The sequence below is a fragment of the Cupriavidus sp. GW823-FHT06D04 genome (genome assembly GCF_058795055.1).
Window position 1 is genome coordinate 333,140 of the sequence record NZ_JBXAHL010000002.1, and the last position, 16,008, is coordinate 349,147.

Genomic DNA, 16,008 nt, shown 5'->3' on the forward strand with positions numbered 1-16,008 from the left:
AAGTCCCCGGAGTGACGCCTCCGGGGTCAGGAAAAACCCGCGCTCAGCCGAGCGCGGCGCCTTCCGGCTTGGCTTGTGCCTGCAGCGAAGGCACCGGGAAGACAAGGTCGTACAGCCAGTTGTACACGAGCGCGTAGACCATGTAGAAGCCGGCCACGGCGAGGTCCATGATGAGCGCGTCGAACAGGCTGATGCCCAGGTACCAGGCCACCGACGGCAGGAACACCACCAGCAGGCCCAGTTCGAACAGCACGGCGTGCAGCACGCGCACCGGCAGCGACTTGCGCAGCTGGCCGGTGAACCGCAGCATGCCCTTGTCGAACAGCACGTTGTACAGGTAGTTCCAGCCGGTGGCGATCAGCGAGGCGACCGCGCCGATCACGCCCATCTCATGCAGTTCATAGCCGAAAGCCCAGCTGGCCACCGGCGCGAAAATCAGCAGGCCGACCACCTCGAAGCCGATGGCGTGGCGAATCCGGTCCCAGGTCTTGCGCATCGTTGCTCTCCTTGCGTGTCAAACGCGATGGGAGCTAGTCTATCTGCTGGGTAGGGATTGCCAAGTTGGATACTATCTGCAAAACAGATGGATAAACATTGAAAGTTATTTATGAGCCTCTCCATCGAGCAATTGCAGGCATTCGTCGCGGCGGCTGACACCGGTTCGTTCTCGGCCGCCGCGCGCCGGCTGGGCAAGGCGCAGTCGGTGGTCAGCGCGGCGGTGTCCAACCTGGAAATCGACGCCGGCAACGCGCTGTTCGACCGCGCCGGCCGTTACCCGGTACTGACTCCCGCGGGCGAGCGGCTGCTGGCCGAGGCGCGCGTGATCCTGGAGCGCTGCGAACACTTCCGCGGCGTGGCCAAGAGCCTGGGCGAGGGCGTGGAGACGCGGCTGGTGCTGGCGGTGGACGAGCTTTATCCGGAAGAGACGCTGGGCATGCTGCTGGAAGAATTTTCCAGCCGCTTCCCGGCGGTGGAGCTTGAGCTGCTGTTTCCGTTGATGGAGGACGTCAGCCGACTGGTGCTGGAAGGCGGCGCCGACCTCGGCATCATGTGGCGGCAGGAGGTGCTGCCGCCGGCGCTGGGCTTCCATGCGCTGGGCTGGGTGCCGATGCAGATCCTGTGCGCGCCCGAGCATCCGCTGGCCGGCCAGCGCGTGGACTGGGAGGAACTGAAGCGCTACCGCCAGCTGATGGTCGCAACCCGCTCAGACAGCGAAGAGAAGATGCGCCTGCGCGTGGCCGCGGACGTGTGGTGGGTGGAAAGCCAGTGGGTGATCGTGGAGCTGGTCAAGCGCGGGCTGGGCTGGGCCTTCGTGCCGTGGCACGTGGTGGCCAATTCACCGGCCGCGGCGCGGCTGGTGACGCCGCCGCTGGCATTCCAGCAACAGGACTGGCCGGTGGCGATGGAACTGGTCTGGCACAAGCAGCGGCCGCTGGGCAAGGCCGCCACCTGGCTGCGCGAGCGCATCTGCCAACAGCCGCTGCCGCGCGCCCCGGCGGCTAGCGCTGGCTGACGGCCTGGTTCGTACCGGCCTGTGCCGGCGTAGCCTCCGCGCCGGGCGCATGCCAGCCGCCGCCCAGCGCCTTGATCAGCACCACCGCCGCCGTGTACTGGCGGCCGGCGATCGACAGTGCGGTGCGCTCGGCGGTGTAGGCGCTGGTCTGCGCCGTCAGCACGTCGAGCAGGCCAGCGGTGCCGGCGCGGTAGCGGTTGTTCACCAGCGCCAGCGCCTCGCGCGCCGAGCGCAGCGCGTCGTTCTGCACCACCGCTTCCTGTTCCAACAGCCGCTGCGCGGCGAGGTTGTCCTCGACTTCCTGGAACGCGCCCAGCACGGTCTGGCGGTAGTTGGCCACGGTCTGGTCGTAGGCCGCCACCGCCTGCGCCTTGGCCGCGCTGCGCAGGCCGCCGTCGAACAGCGTGCCGGCCAGCCCGCCGCCGATCGACCAGATCCGGTCCGGCAGCGACATCCAGCGCGCCAGCGTGCTGGCGGTCAGGCCGCCGCTGGCCGACAGCGACAGGGTCGGGTAGTAGGCCGCCTGCGCCACGCCGATCTGCGCATTAGCCGAGGCCATGCGGCGCTCGGCCGCGCCGATGTCGGGGCGGCGCTCCAGCAGTTGCGACGGCACCGCGGCCGGCACGCGCGGCGGCGCGGTGCGGAAGTCGTCGGCGCCCAGCGTCAGCGCCGCGGGGGCCTTGCCCACCAGCACGGCAATGGCGTGCTCCAGCTGCGCGCGCGTGATCTGGATGTCGATCTGCTGCGCCTGCGCGCTCTTGAGCTGGGTCTCTGACTGCAGCACGTCCGAGCGCTGCGCGGTGCCGGCGGCGTACTGGTTTTGCACCAGCTGCAGGGACTTCGCGTAGTCCGCCACGGTGCGGTCCAGCAGCGCCTTCTGCGCATCGGCCACGCGCAGCAGGAAATAGCTCTGCGCCAGCGTCGCCTGCGTCGACAGCAGCGTCGATGCCAGATCGGCCTGGCTGGCTTGTGCGCTGGCCTCGCTGCTCTCTACCTGGCGCCGCACGCGGCCCCACACGTCGATTTCCCAGGTCGCGCCCAGCGTCACGCTCTGCCCGCTGAGCGTATTGCCGCTGGCGCCGCGCGCGCGCGACGCCCCGGCCTGCGCGTCGACGATCGGGAAGAAGCCGGCGCGCGCCGCCTGCAGCGCGGCCACGGCCTGACGGTACTGCGCCTCGGCGGCCTTGATGTTCTGGTTCGAGATCTGCACCTCGGACATCAGCGCGTCGAGCTGCGCATCGCCGAACACGGTCCACCAGTCGGCGCGTGCCAGCGCATCCTGCGGCTCGGCGGGCTTCCAGTCGCCGCTCCAGGCAGGGGTGGCGGCATCGGCTTCCTTGAAGGATGCGGAGACCGGCGCATCGGGGCGCTGGTAGTCGGGGCCGACGGCGCAGCCGGCCAGCAGCAGGGCGCAGGCCAGCGGCACCGGCAGGGCATGGGTCAGGAAGCGGGAAAGAACTGTCATGTCGAGTCTTCGCAAATCTAGACGGTGGCCGGCTGGTCCGGCGTGCCAGTACCACGGCGGCGCTGGCGCCAGGCCTTGACCTTCAGGCGCCAGCGGTCCAGCGTCAGGTAGACCACCGGCGTGGTGTACAGCGTCAGCAGCTGGCTTACCACCAGCCCGCCGACAATAGAGATGCCCAGCGGCGCGCGCAGCTCGGCGCCGTCGCCGCGGCCGATCGCCAGCGGCACCGCGCCCAGCAGCGCGGCCATGGTGGTCATCAGGATCGGGCGGAAACGCAGCAGGCAGGCGCGGTAGATCGCGTCGCGCGGCGACAGCCCCTCGCGTCGTTCGGCATCGATGGCAAAGTCGATCATCATGATCGCGTTCTTCTTGACGATACCGATCAGCAGGATCACGCCGATCAGCGCGATGATGCTGAAGTCGGTCTTCGATGCCAGCAACGCCAGCAGCGCGCCCACGCCCGCCGAGGGCAGCGTCGACAGGATCGTCAGCGGGTGCACGTAGCTTTCATACAGCACGCCCAGCACGATATAGATCGTGATCAGCGCCGCCAGGATCAGGATCGGCTGGCTCTTGAGCGAGTCCTGGAACGCCTTGGCGCCGCCCTGGAAGTTGGCGCGCAGCGTCTCCGGCACGCCGATGCGCGCCATCTCGCGCGTGATCGCGTCGGTCGCCTGCGACAGCGACATGGCCTCGGCCAGGTTGAACGAGATCGTCGAGGCCGCGAACTGGCCCTGGTGGTTCACGCCCAGCGGCGTGCTGGTCGGGGTCACGCGCGCGAAGGCCGCCAGCGGCACGCGGTTGCCGTTGCCGGTGACCACGTAGATGTCCTTGAGCGCATCCGGCCCCTGCAGGTACTCCTGGCTCAGCTCCATCACCACGCGGTACTGGTTCAGCGGATGGTAGATGGTGGACACCAGCCGCTGGCCGAAGGCATCGTTGAGCACCGCATCCACCTGCTGCGCGGTCACGCCCAGGCGCGAGGCCGCGTCGCGGTCGATGATCACCGAGGTCTGCAGGCCCTTGTCGTTGGTATCGGTGTCGATATCCTCCAGCCCCTTCAAGTTCGACAACGCGGCGCGCACCTTGGGCTCCCACGCGCGCAGCACCTCCAGGTCGTCTGACTGCAGCGTGAACTGGTATTGCGAACTGCTCTGCCGCCCGCCGATGCGGATGTCCTGCACCGACTGCAGGAACAGGCTCGCGCCTGGCTCCTTGGCCAGCTTGCCGCGCAGCCTCGCGATAATCGCGTCGGCCGATTCCTTGCGCTCCGACAGCGGCTTGAGCGTGACGAACATCTGCCCGGTATTGCGCTGCGAGCCGCCGGTAAAGCCGGTCACGTTCTCCACCGCCGGATCCGACCGCACGATGGTGATGAAGTTGTCGAGCTTGCCGCGCATGGCCTGGAACGAGGTGGCCTGGTCGGCGCGGATAAAGCCGATCAGCCGGCCGGTGTCCTGCTGCGGGAAGAAGCCCTTGGGCACGATCACGTACAGGTACACGTTCAGCGCGATGGTGGCGATCAGCACCAGCCACACCAGCGGGCTGAAGCGCAGCGCCGTGGACAGCGAGCGCGCATAGCCGTCGTGCAGCCACTGGAACATGCGCTCGGTGGCGCGGAAGAAGCGGCTCTGCTTCTCCGGCTCGGGCGGGCGCAGCAGGCGCGCGCACATCATCGGCGTGGTGGTCAGCGACACCACCAGCGATACCAGGATCGCCACTGACAGCGTGATCGCGAACTCCTGGAACAGGCGGCCGACAATGCCGCCCATCATCAGCAGCGGGATGAATACCGCGATCAGCGACAGGCTCATCGACAGCACCGTGAAGCCCACTTCGCGCGCACCGCGCAGCGCGGCGGCGAGCGGCTTCATGCCTTCCTCGATATGGCGCGAGATGTTTTCCAGCACCACGATGGCATCGTCGACCACAAAGCCGGTGGCAATCGTCAGCGCCATCAGCGACAGGTTGTTCAGCGAGAACCCGGCCAGGTACATCACCGAGAACGTGCCGATCAGCGACACCGGCACCGCCACGCTGGGGATCAAGGTGGCGCGCACATTGCGCAGGAACACGAACACCACCATGATCACCAGCGCCACCGAGATCATCAGCGTGTGCTCGACCTCGCGCAGCGAGGCGCGGATGGTGGGCGTGCGGTCCATCATCACGTCCATCGAGATTGCCGCCGGGATCATCTTCTGCAGGTTCGGCAGCATCTCGTTGACGCGGTCGACGGTCTCGATGATGTTGGCGCCGGGCGAGCGGTTCAGCACCAGCAGCACCGACGGCTTGCCGTTGGCCGAGCCGGCATTGCGGATGTCCTGCACCGAGTCGACCACATTGGCCACGTCGTGCAGCCGCACCGGCACCGCGAACGAGTTGGGGCCGCTGGTGGCACTGGTGCCGCCGGTGGCGCCGCTGGTGATGGTGGTGGTGCCGCTGCTGGTGGTCAGCGTGGTCACGGTGACGCCGTTGACCACCTTGGTGCTGACGCCGCCGCTGGCGGCGGCGTTGGCCGTGCTGGCAATCAGCGCGCCCGCCGACGTCGACGAGAAGGTTCCTGGCGTGGCATAGCGGATGATCAGCGGCATGTAGTCTTCCGCCTTCATCGCCTGGTCGTTGGCATAGACCTGCCAGTTGTTGGCGGCGTTCTCCAGCGTGCCCAGCGGCCGGTTGGCATTGGTAGCGCTGATGGTGTTGCGCACGTCCTCCAGCGAGATGCCGTAGTGGTTCAGCGCAGTCGGGTTCAGCTCCACCCGCACCGCCGGCAGCGAGGCCCCGCCGATGGTGACCTGGCCCACGCCATCGACCTGCGACAGCTTCTGCGCCAGGATGGTCGAGGCCGCGTCGTACAGCTGCCCGCGCGTCATGGTCGGCGAGGTCAGCGCGATGATCATGATCGGCGCGTCGGCCGGGTTGACCTTGCGGTAGGTCGGGTTGTTGGGCAGGCTGGTCGGCAGCGTCGCGCGCGAGGCGTTGATCGCCGCCTGCACGTCGCGCGCGGCGCCGTCGATATTGCGCGACAGGTCGAACTGCAGCGTCACCCGGGTAGAGCCGAGCGAGCTGCTCGACGTGATCTCGGTCACGCCGGCGATGGTGCCGAGCGCGCGCTCGAGCGGCGTGGCCACGGTGGCGGCCATCGTTTCCGGGCTCGCACCCGGCAGCGACGCCGATACCGAGATGGTCGGGAAATCCACCTGCGGCAGCGGCGACACCGGCAGCAGCCGCAGCGCGGCCAGTCCCGCCAGCAGGATGCCGAGCGTCAGCAGCGCGGTCGCGACGGGGCGGTGGATGAAGGCAGCCGAGAGATTCATCGTTACACCGGCTCCTCGCCGGTACCGCCTTCCTCCGGATCGCCGAAGCGCCGCTTGCGCCAACCCTTCACGCGCGTGGCGATGCGGTCGAAGGCCAGGTAGATCACCGGCGTGGTGAACAGCGTCAGCACCTGGCTGACCAGCAGGCCGCCCACCATGGTCACGCCCAGCGGCCGGCGCAGCTCGCTGCCGATGCCCGAGCCCAGCATCAGCGGTAGCGCCGCCAGCAGGGCCGCCATGGTGGTCATCAGGATCGGGCGGAAGCGCAGCAGGCAGGCCTGGAAGATCGCGTCGCGCGGTTTCATGCCGCCCTCGCGCTCAGCCTCGAGCGCGAAGTCGATCATCATGATCGCGTTCTTCTTGACGATGCCGATCAGCAGGATGATGCCGATGATCGCGATGATGCCCAGGTCCTGGCCCGCCACCAGCAGCGCCAGCAGCGCGCCCACGCCGGCAGACGGCAGTGTCGACAGGATGGTGACCGGGTGGATGGTGCTTTCATACAGCACGCCCAGCACAATATACATCGTCACCACCGCGGCCAGGATCAGCCACAGCGTGTTCGACAGCGACGCGCGGAAGGCCAGCGCGGCGCCCTGGAAGCTGGTCTGCATCGAGATCGGCAGGCCCAGTTCGTGTTCCACCTTGGTGATCTTGTCGACCGCGGCGCCCAGCGATTCGCCGTGCGCGAGGTTGAACGAGATCGTCGCCGCCGGGAACTGGCCCTGGTGGTTGACCACCAGCGGGCCGGTGCGCTCCGTGATGCGCGCAAACGAGCCGAGCGGCACTTGCCCGCCGGAAGAGGAGGGCAGGCGCAGGTCGGCCAGCGACTGCGGGTTCTTGCGGAATTCCGGCATGGTCTCCAGCACCACGCGGTACTGGCTCGCCTGCGTGAAGATGGTCGACACCAGCCGCTGGCCGAAGGCGCTGTACAGCGCGCTGTCGATCACCGCGGTGGTGATGCCGAAGCGCGCCGCGGCGTCGCGGTCGATATCGACATAGGCGCGCAGGCCGTTGTTCTGCTGGTCGCTGGTGACATCGCGCAGCTCGGGTTCCTGGCGCAGGCGTTCCACCAGTTTTGGCACCCATGTTGCCAGCGTCTCGGGATCCGGATCCTCCACGGTGAACTGGTACTGCGTGCGCGAGACCTTGTCCTCGATGGTCAGGTCCTGCACCGGCTGCGTGAACAGCGACACGCCGCCGAGGTCATGCACCGCCTGCTGCAGCCGCTGTGTGACCACCTCGATCGGATCGCGTTCACCCTTGGGCTTGAGGTTGATCAGCATGCGCCCGGCGTTGAGCGTGGTGTTGGTGCCGTCCACGCCGATAAACGACGACAGGCTTGCCACGGCCGGGTCCTGCATCACCACCTTGGCCACGGCCTGCTGCCGGCGCGCCATGGCGTCGAACGAGGTGGTCTGGGCGGCTTCCGTAATACCCTGGATAACGCCGGTGTCCTGCACCGGGAAGAAGCCCTTGGGTACCAGCAGGTACAGCAGCACGGTCAGCACCAGCGTGGCCACGGCCACCACCAGCGTGGCCTTCTGGCGGTCCAGCACCCACTCCAGCGCGCGGCCGTAGCGGTCGATCACGTTGTCGAAGAAGCGGCCGCTGGCGCGGTGAAAGCGCGACAGCTTCTCTTCCGGCACGTGGTGCAGCAGGCGCGCGCACATCATCGGCGTGAGCGTCAGCGATACCACCGCCGAGATCAGGATCGACACTGCCAGCGTGATCGCGAACTCGCGGAACAGGCGCCCCACCACATCGCCCATGAACAGCAGCGGGATCAGCACTGCCACCAGCGAGAAGGTCAGCGAGATGATGGTGAAGCCAATCTGCTTGGAACCCTTGAGCGCCGCCGCCATCGGCGAATCGCCTTTCTCGATGTAGCGCATGATGTTCTCGATCATCACGATCGCATCGTCGACCACGAAGCCGGTGGCGATGGTCAGTGCCATCAGCGTCAGGTTGTTGATCGAGAACCCGGCCAGGTACATCACGCCGAAGGTGCCCACCAGCGACAGCGGCACCGCCACGCCCGGGATGATGGTCGCCGGTATATTGCGCAGGAACAGGAAGATCACCAGCACCACCAGCGCGATCGCCAGCAGCAGCTCGAACTGCACATCCTCGACCGAGGCGCGGATGGTGGTGGTGCGGTCGGTCAGTAGCTGCACGTGGACCGAGGCCGGCAGCGCGTTCTGCAGCTGCGGCAGCAGCGCCTTGATGCGGTCCACCACTTCGATCACGTTGGCGCCCGGCTGGCGCTGGATGTTCAGCACGATCGCGGGCTTGTCATTGGCCCAGGCCGCCAGGCGGCTGTTCTCGGGGCCGTCGACGATCTCGGCCACGTCGGTGATGCGGATCGGCGCGCCGTTCTTGTAGCCCAGGATGATCTGGCGATATTCGTCGGCCGAGCGCAGCTGGTCGTTGGCATCGATGGTGGAGGCGCGTGCCGGGCCATCGAAGCTGCCCTTGGCGCCGTTCACGTTGGAGGCGCCGATGGCGGTGCGCAGGTCGTCGATCGACATGCCCAGCGAGGCCAGCGCGGTCGGGTTGGCCTGGATGCGCACCGCGGGGCGCTGACCGCCGCTGATGGTGACCAGGCCCACGCCCTGGATCTGCGAGATTTTCTGCGCCACGCGCGTGTCGACCATGTCCTGCAGCTTGGGCAGCGGCATGGTGTCCGAGGTCATGGCGATGGTCATGATCGGCGCGTCGGCCGGGTTGACCTTGCTGTAGACCGGCGGCATCGGCAGGTCGGATGGCAGCAGGTTGCTGCCGGCGTTGATGGCGGCCTGCACCTCCTGCTCGGCCACGTCCAGCGGCAGCGTCAGCTCGAACTGCAGCGTGATCACCGAGGCGCCGCCCGACGAGGACGACGACATCTGCTTCAGGCCCGGCATCTGGCCGAACTGGCGCTCCAGTGGCGCTGTTACCGACGAGGTCATCACGTCGGGGCTGGCACCGGGGTAAAGCGTGGTGACCTGGATGGTCGGGTAGTCGACCTCGGGCAGCGCCGACAGCGGCAGCAGCCGGTACGCCACCAGCCCGGACAGCAGGATGGCCAGCATCAGCAGCGCCGTGGCGACCGGGCGCTCGATGAAGAGGCGTGAGGGGTTCATGCGGTGTCCTTACTGCTGCGCGCCGCTGGCGGGCGGGGCGCTGGCGCCGGCGTCGCGGTGGCGGCGATGTTCGCCGGCCGCGCCGGAGGCTGCGGCCCCGCTGGCGTCGGCGTGCGCGCCGCTGGCACCGCCGCCGTCCCGGTTGCGTCGGCCGCGCCCGCGCGGCTGGCTGGCCGGCACCACCGCGGCGGCGCGCGCGGCCGGATCGACGGCCTCCACCGTCATGCCTTCCTTGAGGCGGTCGGCGCCGTCCACCACCACGCGCTGGCCGGGCTCCAGGCCCTTGAGCACGGCGTTGCGGCTGCCGTCGCCCGGGCCGAGCGTGACCACCTGCACCTTGACCTTGCTGGCCTCGTCCACGGTGTAGACAAAGGTGCCCTGCTGGCCGCGCTGGATTGCGGCCACCGGGATCACGGTGGCGTCCCTGAGGGTATCGACGCGCGTGCGCACGTTGACGAACTGGTTGGGGAACAGCATGCCGTCTTCATTGGGGAAGACCGCCTTGAGCTTGACCGTGCCGGTGGTGGTGTCGATCTGGTTGTCGGTGGTCAGCAGCGTGCCTTCGCCCAGCTGGTTGCGCACCTGGCGGTCCCAGGCCTGCACCGGCAGCTTTTCGCCGGCGTTGAGCTTCTTCAGCACCGAGGGCAGGTTGTCCTCGGGGATGGTGTACATCACGGCAATCGGCTGGATCTGCGTGATCAGCGCGATGCCGTTGGTGTCGCCGGTATTGACGATATTGCCCGGGTCGACCTGGCGCAGGCCGATGCGGCCCGACACCGGCGCCACGATCCTGGTGTAGCCCAGCTGCAGGCGCGCGTTGGCGACATTGCCCTGGTCGGTCTTGACCACGCCCTCGTACTGGCGCACCAGCGCGTCCTGGGTATCGACCTGCTGCTTGGAGATCGAATCCTGGCCCAGCAGGGTGCGGTAGCGCTGCTGGTCCAGCCTGGCGTTCTGCAGCAGCGCCTGGTCGCGCGCCAGCTGGCCCACGGCCTGGTCCAGCGCGGCCTGGAACGGGCGCGGGTCGATCTCGGCCAGCACGTCGCCGGCCCTGACCATCTGGCCTTCCTTGAACAGCACCTTGAGCAGCGGGCCGGACACCTGCGCGCGCACGGTGACGTTGGACACCGGGGTCACATTGCCCAGGCCATTGAGCACCACGTCCATATCGCGCTTGGCCACGGTGGCGACCACCACGGGCGAGCGCGGCATGCCGGGGCCACCGGCGCCACCCCGCGCGCCCGGGCCGCTGGCACCCCGCTGCGCGCCTGCCGCCCCGGTCGCCTCCTGCGGCGCCTGGCCGCGATGGGCATACCAGTACCAGGCGCCCCCCACGAGCAGCAGCACCAGCACGCCGGCGGTCAGCCGGCGCCGGCCGGTGCGCCGCGGCGGAGTGCCCTCGGGCGGACGCGAAGACGGGGTCGGGGTGGGGGTAGGCTGGCCTTGTTCGGGGTTGGACATGTACGCAAATCCTGGGGGCGGCGCGCGCGGCGCGCCGGCAATGTTCGGTCTGGCAAGTGACGATGCAGCAGTATGCCGCAACGCCACGGGCGCCGGCCTGCCGCGTGGGAGGGCACGCCGCGGGGTGGCCGGCAGGCCGGCAAGTGCCGTGTGGCGCGCAATGCGGCGGCGCCGGTGGCACGTCATGCCGCAAGGATAATGTGCGGGCCCGGACGCCCGTATTTCGGCGCCCGGCGCTTTTATTACAGCGGATTACCAGCGCCCCGGGTGTAACCTCCGGAAACAAAACCGCCCGGCCAAACCGGCATGTGTGGCGCCGGGGCTGACTATCATGTGCCTATGCGAACGAACCAGCCTACCCAGATCCTCGTCGTCGACGACGATCCCGAACTTCGCGACCTGCTGCGCGAGTACCTGACCCAGCAGGGTTTTGCCGTCTCGGTGATGCATGACGGCGACGGCCTGCAGGCGCGCCTGGAGCGCGAGCGCCCCGCGCTGATCGTGCTGGACCTGATGATGCCCAAGGTCGACGGCCTGACCGCGCTGCGCAACCTGCGCGCCAAGAACGACGATATCCCGGTGATCCTGCTCACGGCCCGCAGCGACGAGATCGACCGCATCGTCGGGCTTGAGATCGGCGCCGACGACTACCTTGGCAAGCCGTTTTCGCCGCGCGAACTGCTGGCGCGCATCAATGCCGTACTGCGGCGCAAGCTGGCGCGCCCGGCGGCGGCGCCCGAAGACCGCGAATCGGTCGCCTTCGGCCCGTTCCGCGTCAATTTCCGCCAGCGCACGCTGACCCGTGCCGGCCAGACGCTGTCGATCAGCGATACCGAGTTTGCGCTGCTCAAGCTGCTGCTGATGCATCCGCTCGAAGTGCTGTCGCGCGAGCGCATCGTCGAACTGATGTACGGCAGCGCCAGCGGCATTAGCGACCGCGGCATCGACGTGCAGATCTGGCGCCTGCGCCGGCTGCTCGATGAAGACGCGCAGCGCCCGCGCTATATCCAGACGGTGCGCGGACGCGGCTATACCTTCGTGCCCGACGAAGCGGAAGAGATGTCCGCGGGGCTCCCCGAATAATGGCCGCGGCGCCCGCCCCCTGGCGCCGCTTGCCACCAGATCCTGCTTTGCGATGAAGTTGCGACGTATCGACACCCTGTTCGGCCGCATTGCGCTGCTGATCGCCGCCGTGCTTGTGATCAGCCATTTCTCATGGCTGGCCATCCTGCGCATGGACCGCCGCCAGCAGCAGGTGGACTATTCCGTCGAGCAGATGCTGTTCCAGCTCGACAGCATCGAGCGCGCGCTCGACGCGCGTCCGCCGGCGAAGCTGCCCAGCCTGGTGGAGACGGCCAACACGGCCGACGCCGAAGAGCATGCCACCGTGCCCAAGGGCGGGCGCTCGCGCCGGCTGGTCGAGCAGTTCATCGGCAGGCTGCCGCAGGGCACCGAGATCCGGCTGGAGGACGAAACCACGCCGCGCATCTGGATCAAGCTGCCCAGCCGCGCCCGCTGGATCGCCATGCCGATCCTGTGGGTCCACAATCCGCCGCCCGACAACCGGCTGGTGCCGGGCGTGATGCTGGTGGTGGGCGTGGCCATCATCTTTGCCGTGCTGATCGCCTGGCAGATTCAGCGGCCGGTGCGCGACATGGCCAATGCGGCAGAGCTGCTGTCGCGCCAGCACGCCGTGCCGCCGCTGCGCGAGCGCGGCCCGCATGAGCTGCGCCAGCTGATCGAGCGTTTCAACCGCATGGTGGCCGACCTGGCGCGCATCGACCAGGAGCGCAACACCATGCTGGCCGGCATCGCGCATGACCTGAAGACACCGCTGGCGCGGCTGCGCCTGCGCGCCGAGATGCTGGCCGATCCCAAGGCCGCCGCGGGGGTGACGCGCGACGTGGAGTCCATGTCGGCCATCGTCGAACAGTTCCTGAGCTTCGCGCAGACCAGCGAGTCGACCGCGCGGCCGGTGCCGGTGGACCGGCGCGTCAATGAGCTGGCCGCGTCGCTGGCCGAGCAGGAGCGCCAGGTGGTGCTGTCGCTGGGCGCGGGCGAGGGCTTCCGCATGATCGCCACGCAGCTGGACCGCATCGTCGGCAACCTGGTCGACAACGCCTACGCCTATGGCAAGCCGCCGGTGTGCATTGCGACCGCGCGCACGCCGGAGGGTTACCTGCTGGTGGTGGAGGACCAGGGCGCCGGCATTCCCGAGGATGACAAGGATCGCGCTACGCTGCCCTTTGTGCGGCTGGACCCGGCTCGGGGCGGCAATGCGCATTCCGGGCTGGGGCTGGCGATCGTGGACCGGCTGGTGCGGCAGGCGGGCGGGAAGCTGAACCTGGTGAATGCCGACGGCGGCGGGTTCCGGGTGGAGATGCTGTTTGGGGCAGCCGAGGCCTGAGCCGGCGTCAGGGCTGCCCAGGCTGTTTTCAGACCTTCTTCTTCTCGCCGATCCGGCTTTCCTTGCCGGCCAGCAGCTTCGCAATATTCTGCCGGTGCCGCGCAATCAGCAGCACGCTGATCACGAAGATCGCCCCCGTCATCACATCCACGCCGTTCATCAGCACATGGAAGAACGGCGCGAAGATCGCCGCCACCAGCGCCGCCAGCGACGAGTAGCGGAAGAAGAACGCGATGACCAGCCACGTGGCCAGCGTGCCCAGGCCCAGGATCGGGTCGATGGCCAGCAGGATCCCGGCCGCAGTGGCCACGCCCTTGCCGCCGGCAAAGCGGTGGTACACCGGGAACAGGTGTCCCAGGAAGACTGCCAGCGCCACCATGGCCAGTCCGGTTTCGTTCAGCCCGTAGGCCGGCCCGAAGCGCGCGGCCAGCCATACCGCCAGCCAGCCCTTCAGGGCATCGCCGATCAGCGTCAGGATGGCGGCCTTCTTGTTGCCGGTGCGCAGCACGTTGGTGGCGCCGGGATTGCCGGAGCCATAGGAGTGCGGGTCCGGCAATCCCATCAGCTTGCTGACGACTACAGCGAAGGAAACGGAGCCGATCAGGTAGGCGGCAAGGGCGAAAAGCAGATTGGCCATGTGTAGTGGGGTGTTTTCAGGCTGGCGCGATTGTAGCGCGGCAGGGGCCTCGCTACGTCCGTGACTTCCCGGATTGGCATCGAAGCGTCCCTCGGTTTGCGCGGGGGCGCCCGGTCATGTGCTCAGTCAGGCAGTGCGCATTGCACCGGCTGGGCGTCCACCAGCGTGGCCAGCAGCGTCGGGTCCAGGCTGACCAGGTAGCCGCGGCGCCCGCCGTTGATATAGATGCGCGCCAGCTCCAGCACGGTCGCTTCCACGTAGACCGGCATGCGCTTGCGCGTCCCGAAGGGCGAGGTGCCGCCCACCATGTAGCCGCTGTGGCGCTGCGCCACCTCGGGCTTGCACGGCTGCACGCTCTTGCGGCCGGCCTGGCGCGCCAGGTTCTTGGTCGAGACCGAGCAGTCGCCGTGCATCAGCACCACCAGCGGCTGCGCGCGCTCGTCTTCCATGATCAGGGTCTTGATCACATCGTGCTCGGGAACGCCCAGCTGGCGCGCCGATTCGCCGGTGCCGCCGTGCTCGACATAGTCATACGGATGCTCGCCGAAGGCGACGCCATGCTTGCGCAGGTACTGCGTGGCGGGGGTTTCTGATACGTGCCTGGTCTTGCTCATGACAGTGGTCGCTGCCCGCTTGCTCAGCCGCGCGGATGGTGCTGCTGGTGCAGCTCGCGCAAGCGTTCGCGGGCGACGTGCGTATAGATCTGGGTGGTGGAAATATCGGCGTGGCCCAGCAGCAGCTGCACCACGCGCAGGTCGGCGCCGTGGTTGAGCAGGTGCGTGGCAAAGGCGTGGCGCAGCGTGTGCGGCGACAGCGGCGCGTGCACGCCGGCATCGCGCGCATGGCGCTTGATCAGGTGCCAGAACGCCTGCCGCGTCATGCCTTCGCCGCGCTGCGTGACAAAGAGCGCGTCGCAGGCGCGCCCGGCCAGCAGCTCGGGGCGCGCACTGGCCAGGTAACAGCGCAGCCAGTCGCCGGCCTGCTGGCCGAACGGCACCAGCCGCTCCTTGTCGCCCTTGCCGCCGACCACGCGCGCCACGCCTTCGTTCAGGCCGATCTCGATGGTCTTCATCTGCGTGAGCTCCGACACGCGCAGCCCGCTGGCGTACATCAGCTCCAGCATGGTGCGGTCGCGCAGCCCCAGCGGCGTGTTGGTGTCGGGCGCTTCGAGCAGCGCGTCGACCTGGGACTCGGTCAGGGTCTTGGGGTAGCGCGGCGGCTGCTTGGCGGGGCGCAGCAGCAGGCAGGGGTCGGCTTCGATCAGGTGTTCGCGCAGCGCCCACTGGTAGAAGCGGCGGAACACCGCCAGGCGCCGGTTGGCCGACGAGGCGCGGGTCTGCGTGTGGCGCGCGTTGAAGTAGGCCGACAGCGCGCCGTCGTCCGCGCCCAGCAACTCGCCGCGGTGCTCATGCTGCAGCCAGCGCGCCAGCAGTGTCAGGTCGCGCCGGTAGGCATCGATGGTGTTGCGCGAGAGGCCGTCTTCCAGCCATAGCGCGTCGCAGAAGCGGCTGACCAGTGCCACGTCGGCGTCGCTGGGCGCGGTGGCGATGTCAGGTGGCTGGGCGGCGCCGCTCATATCAGCATGGCGCCCTCATGGCGCAGCAGCCAGCGTTTGACGTCGAGGTAGAAGCCGTCTTCGGCATGGTGCGAGAAGCCGCCGATGCCGCGCGCCGAGACCACGCGATGGCAGGGGATCACGATCGGGAAAGGGTTCTGCCCGCAGGCCTGGCCCACGGCGCGCGGCATCGCGCCGATGGCCTCGGCGATGGTGCCATAGGTGGTCACCGCGCCGCGCGGCACTGCGCTGATGGCCTGCCACACGCGCTGCTGGAAGTCGCTGCCGGCCGGGGCTAGCGGCAGGTCGAAGGCGGCGTCGGGATTGGCGTAGTAGGCCTCCAGCTGCTGCGCGAGCTGTTGCGTCAGCGCGTCCGCCGGGGCGCGCGTCTCGACGTGCTCGGGAAGGTACACGATGGCCCGGATGCGCGCGCCGTCCGTGCGCACCCCGATCTTGCCGAAGGGGGCGGTGAGGATGGCGTCATAGGTGGCGGGCATGGCGGTCAGGCTGGGGCGAATGCTGGATTTT

12 protein-coding genes are annotated in these 16,008 nt (G+C 68.5%); 3 read left to right on the forward strand and 9 right to left on the reverse strand.

Going from position 1 to position 16,008, the window contains the following annotated elements:
- Positions 1 to 43: 43 nt before the first annotated feature.
- Positions 44 to 496, reverse strand: a complete 453-nt coding sequence (locus AC1Q7H_RS05260; protein WP_013955659.1) for a PACE efflux transporter — start codon at positions 494 to 496, stop codon at positions 44 to 46.
- Between the two features lie 111 nt (positions 497 to 607).
- Here AC1Q7H_RS05260 and AC1Q7H_RS05265 point away from each other — a divergent pair, with 111 nt between their 5' ends.
- A complete protein-coding gene (locus AC1Q7H_RS05265; protein WP_013955660.1) occupies positions 608 to 1,513 on the forward strand; it encodes a LysR family transcriptional regulator in 906 nt (301 codons plus the stop codon).
- On the opposite strand, the gene AC1Q7H_RS05270 is transcribed toward AC1Q7H_RS05265, so the two are convergent.
- From AC1Q7H_RS05270 to AC1Q7H_RS05285, 4 genes are read right to left on the reverse strand one after another with little or no spacing between them, the layout of a single operon-like run.
- Positions 1,500 to 2,978, reverse strand: a complete 1,479-nt coding sequence (locus AC1Q7H_RS05270; protein ID WP_211980751.1) for an efflux transporter outer membrane subunit — start codon at positions 2,976 to 2,978, stop codon at positions 1,500 to 1,502. The two genes, AC1Q7H_RS05265 and AC1Q7H_RS05270, sit on opposite strands and share 14 nt — an antisense overlap.
- 17 nt (positions 2,979 to 2,995) lie before the next feature.
- The gene (locus AC1Q7H_RS05275; RefSeq protein WP_211980752.1) at positions 2,996 to 6,295 is read right to left on the reverse strand and encodes an efflux RND transporter permease subunit; all 3,300 of its coding nucleotides are present in this window, start codon (positions 6,293 to 6,295) and stop codon (positions 2,996 to 2,998) included.
- A 2-nt stretch (positions 6,296 to 6,297) separates the two neighbouring features.
- Positions 6,298 to 9,420 (reverse strand): MdtB/MuxB family multidrug efflux RND transporter permease subunit, encoded by a 3,123-nt coding sequence (locus AC1Q7H_RS05280; protein ID WP_211980753.1) that lies wholly within the window; start codon positions 9,418 to 9,420, stop codon positions 6,298 to 6,300.
- A 9-nt stretch (positions 9,421 to 9,429) separates the two neighbouring features.
- Positions 9,430 to 10,881, reverse strand: a complete 1,452-nt coding sequence (locus AC1Q7H_RS05285) for an MdtA/MuxA family multidrug efflux RND transporter periplasmic adaptor subunit (protein WP_153955654.1) — start codon at positions 10,879 to 10,881, stop codon at positions 9,430 to 9,432.
- Between the two features lie 339 nt (positions 10,882 to 11,220).
- Between AC1Q7H_RS05285 and AC1Q7H_RS05290 the strand changes: the two genes are divergently transcribed.
- Complete coding sequence (locus AC1Q7H_RS05290; protein WP_013955665.1) at positions 11,221 to 11,964, forward strand: response regulator; 744 nt, start codon at positions 11,221 to 11,223, stop codon at positions 11,962 to 11,964.
- 52 nt (positions 11,965 to 12,016) lie between these two features.
- Positions 12,017 to 13,288, forward strand: coding sequence for an ATP-binding protein (locus AC1Q7H_RS05295; protein ID WP_013955666.1), 1,272 nt, complete (start codon positions 12,017 to 12,019; stop codon positions 13,286 to 13,288).
- Between the two features lie 28 nt (positions 13,289 to 13,316).
- On the opposite strand, the gene plsY is transcribed toward AC1Q7H_RS05295, so the two are convergent.
- The 4 genes from plsY to AC1Q7H_RS05315 all read right to left on the reverse strand — a co-directional run bounded on the left by plsY (position 13,317) and on the right by AC1Q7H_RS05315 (position 15,977).
- Positions 13,317 to 13,925 (reverse strand): glycerol-3-phosphate 1-O-acyltransferase PlsY, encoded by a 609-nt coding sequence (gene plsY / locus AC1Q7H_RS05300; protein WP_013955667.1) that lies wholly within the window; start codon positions 13,923 to 13,925, stop codon positions 13,317 to 13,319.
- Between the two features lie 122 nt (positions 13,926 to 14,047).
- Positions 14,048 to 14,539, reverse strand: a complete 492-nt coding sequence (locus AC1Q7H_RS05305; protein ID WP_153955656.1) for an aminoacyl-tRNA deacylase — start codon at positions 14,537 to 14,539, stop codon at positions 14,048 to 14,050.
- Between the two features lie 23 nt (positions 14,540 to 14,562).
- Positions 14,563 to 15,501, reverse strand: coding sequence for a site-specific tyrosine recombinase XerD (gene xerD / locus AC1Q7H_RS05310; protein ID WP_492381019.1), 939 nt, complete (start codon positions 15,499 to 15,501; stop codon positions 14,563 to 14,565).
- Positions 15,498 to 15,977 carry a methylated-DNA--[protein]-cysteine S-methyltransferase gene (locus tag AC1Q7H_RS05315; RefSeq protein ID WP_013955670.1) on the reverse strand — a complete coding sequence of 160 codons (480 nt, stop codon included), beginning with the start codon at positions 15,975 to 15,977 and terminating at the stop codon, positions 15,498 to 15,500. The genes xerD and AC1Q7H_RS05315 overlap by 4 nt, the downstream gene beginning before the upstream one ends.
- Positions 15,978 to 16,008 lie beyond the last annotated feature (31 nt).